General features: G+C 70.8%; 3 protein-coding genes. 1 reads left to right on the top strand and 2 read right to left on the bottom strand.

Annotated features, from left to right (window positions below; translation table 11 throughout):
• Positions 1-861 (top strand): bifunctional DNA primase/polymerase (locus tag AC51EU_RS28795; protein ID WP_496270026.1); only part of this gene is annotated, 861 nt, incomplete at its 5' end.
• 180 nt (positions 862-1,041) lie between these two features.
• Here AC51EU_RS28795 and AC51EU_RS28790 read toward each other — a convergent pair.
• Both AC51EU_RS28790 and AC51EU_RS28785 read right to left on the bottom strand, forming a co-directional pair.
• Complete coding sequence (locus AC51EU_RS28790) at positions 1,042-1,800, bottom strand: class I SAM-dependent methyltransferase (RefSeq protein WP_496270025.1); 759 nt, start codon at positions 1,798-1,800, stop codon at positions 1,042-1,044.
• A 171-nt stretch (positions 1,801-1,971) separates the two neighbouring features.
• Positions 1,972-3,398: alpha/beta hydrolase (locus tag AC51EU_RS28785; RefSeq protein WP_496270024.1), on the bottom strand; the 1,427-nt coding region annotated here is incomplete at its 5' end.

Here is a 3,398-nt window from a genome sequence, read left to right as displayed (position 1 = left end):
ACCGCCACCGCTCACACCACCGCCCTGGCCCACGCGCTCGCCGCCGCCGAGCGCGGCTACGCCGTCATCCCCCTGAGCCGTACGAAACTCCCGGCCATCCGCTCCCCGCACCGCGACCACCTGGAGGACCCACCCTGCCGCGGCGCCTGCGGCCGCCCGGGACACGGTGTGCACGACGCGACCACCGACCCGTTCACCGTCCGGCGCCTCTTCGCCACCGCCCCCTGGGCCACGGGGTACGGCATCGCCTGCGGCCTGCCCCCGCACCACCTCATCGGCGTCGACCTCGACACCAAGAACGGCACCGACAGCCTCACCGCCCTCACATTGCTCGCCGCGCAGCACCACTTCCCGCTGCCCCCGACCGTCACAGTGCTCACCCCGAGCGGCGGCCGTCACCTCTGGTTCACCGGACCGCCGTCCCCACGCGTCCCCAACTCCGTCGGACGCCTCGCCCCGGGCATCGACATCCGCGGCTTCGGCGGCTACCTGGTAGGGCCCGGCTCCCTCACCCTCCGCGGCCGCTATGTCCTCGCGCCCGGCTCGCCCCGCACGCCCGCACCCGCGCCCCGCGCACTCCTGGACCTCCTCGCGCCACCGGCGCACACCCCCAGCCCGAGCGACCACCCGCACCCCGCTTCGGCCCTCGTACGCTTCGTCCACACCGCCCCCAGGGGCCAGCGCAACGCCCGCCTCTTCTGGGCCGCCTGCCGCGCCTACGAATCCGGCCTCGGCGACGAACTGACCACCGCCCTCACCGAAGCCGCCCGCCACACCGGCCTCACCACCCACGAGGCCCACACCACCCTCGCCTCAGCGGCCCGCCACACGGTGGCGAGGGAGGGCGGGGGCGGTGCGTAGGGCGGGTGGTGTGGGGGTGGAGTGGGACGGATGGAGCGGTAGCGCGGGCCCTGGGACGTGTGGGTGGGGAGACCGGCTGGGGTGGTGAGGCCGGTGCGGCCCGCAGGGCGTTCCGCACCCGCGCCGACCGCGACGGCGGTCGTGACCGCGCCGGTACGCCCCTCGGCGCCCCAGCACCGCTCACCCCGCCTTCCGCACCTCGATCAAAAACCGTGCCGAATGTGCCACGAACGGTCCCTCGTGCCGGATCAGCGCGTCCAGTTCCCGCAGCCGGTCCCGGTACCGCTCAACGGTGAACCCGGGAACCATCCAGATCACCTTCCGCAGGAAATAGATCACCGCCCCGACATCGAAGAACTCGATCCGCAACCTCTCCGACCGCAGATCGACAACATCGAGCCCGGCCTCCTCGGCCGCGCGCCGCGCGTCCTCGGGATGGCGGGCCCGCCGCACGTCCTCCGGCTGCGGCCCGAGGAAGTACTCGACGAGTTCGAACACGCTGGCCGGCCCGACCTGCTGGGAGAAGTACATACCGCCGGGCCGCAGCACCCGCGCGATCTCCGACCACCACACGGTCACCGGATGACGGCTGGTGACCAGGTCGAACGCGCCGTCGGCGAACGGCAGCGGCGGCTCGTCCGCATCCGCCACCACCACGGCGCCGAGCGGGTGCAGCAGTGCGGTCGCCTTCGCGACATTCGGCGGCCAGGACTCGGTCGCCACCATCGCGGGCGGCAGCTTCGCCGCCTCGGCCAGCACCTCCCCGCCGCCCGTCTGGATGTCCAGCGCGGCCGACGCGCGCCCCAGCCGTTCACTCATGCCTCGCTGGTATCCCCACGAGGGACGATCCTCCGTCGCCCGTCCCTCCAGCCACGAGAAGTCCCAGCCCTCCACCGACACCGCGGCGGCCTCGTCCACCAGTTCCTCAAATCCGCGCATCACGCCCCCACTGTTCCCCCGAGGGCCCGCGGCATCAACCGGATAACCGGGGGCCCGGTGTTGCCCGGACCCCCGGTCCGCGCACCCCGACACCGGCCGTCACCGCCGTCCCGTACGCCCCGAACGTGCCCGCACGCACCGACACGTCGCATACGGACGTGTACGAACGTGTCACGAACAGGTCGTGCCCTCCGCCGGCACTTTTCCCTCCAGGAGATAGCCGTCGATCGTCCTCTTCAGACAGGGATTGCCCGTGACGTAGCCGCCGTGGCCTTCGCCCCGCAGCGTGACATTGACGCCGACGCCCTTGCCGAGCCGCGCGGCCATCTTGCGCGCACCCTCGTACGGGGTGGCCGGATCGCCGGTCGCCCCGACGACCACGATCGGTTCCGCGCCCTCGGCGGACACCTCCGGCCCGTCGGTCTTGCCCTGCACGGGCCACCCGGAGCAGGAGAGCAGCTGCCAGGCCGTGAACTCGCCGAAGACCGGCGACAGCTTGCGGAATTCCGGCATCCTGGCGCGTACGTCCTTCTCCGTGTAGCGCTGTCGGTCGTCGACGCAGTTGATGGCCCGGCCCGCGGCGTCCGCGTTGGTGTAGCGCCCCTGGGGGTCACGCCCCCGATAGCCGTCGGCGAGCCGCCCGAGCGTCGTACCGTCGCCGTTCTCCATGGCCGCGGTGAGCGCCTGTGACAGCACGGGCCAGGCTTCCTTGCTGTACAGAGCCGCAACAATGCCCGTAGTGGCCATGTTCTGGTCGAGCTTTCGACCGTTCCCGATCGGCAACGGATGCTGATCGAGCCGTTCCAGAAAATCGCTGATCTTCTTCGTGCCCTCGGCGCCACCACGGCCCGTCGGACAGCTGCCGCCCTTCTGCCCGGCGCAGTCCTTCATGTAGTTCTCCAGCGCCCGCTGGAAACCCTTCGCCTGCCCGAGGACACTCTGGAACGGATCGGCGGTAGGGTCGACCACCGCGTCCAGCACCACGCGACCGACACGCTTCGGGAAGAGATGCGCGTACACACCGCCGAGTTCGCTGCCGTAGCTCATGCCGAAGTAGTGGAGCTTGTCGTCCCCGAGGACCTGACGCAGGAGGTCCATGTCCCGCGCGGTACTCACCGTGTCCACATACGGCAGAATCCGACCGGAGTTACGCGCACACGCGGCCACATACTTATCGTTCGCGGCCTTGAGCGCCTTCACCTCGGCAGCATTGTCCGGAGTGCCATCAACGGCATAGTAAGCGTCCGCCTCCTTGTCACCGAGACACTTCACTCCCGCGCTCTCCCCGACTCCCCGGGGATCGAAACTCACCAGGTCGTAACGGGAATTCAGCGTCGTGTACTCCTTGGTGAGCGCCGGCAGCGTTCCGACACCCGACGCCCCGGGGCCGCCGAAGTTGAAAAGCAACGAACCGACACGCCGCTTCCCGTCCTTGGCCGTGGCCCGTATCAGCGCCACATCGATGGTCTCCCCACCCGGCTCGGCGTAGTCACGCGGCGCCTTGAGCGTCGCACACTCCCATCCCCGCCCCGGCGCCTCCCCACCCCCTTGCGCCACAGAAGGCGGCGGACACACCCGCCACTCCAGCCTCTGCCCAG

The organism is Candidatus Streptomyces philanthi (assembly GCF_059553635.1).
Note: the sequence above shows the minus strand (reverse complement) of the source record. Positions and strands in the feature narration are given on the sequence as shown.

Bases quoted from the DNA above. Each gene is read 5' to 3' on its own strand.
- AC51EU_RS28790 (WP_496270025.1), bottom strand. From the start codon at position 1,800: ATGCGCGGATTTGAGGAACTGGTGGACGAGGCCGCCGCGGTGTCGGTG.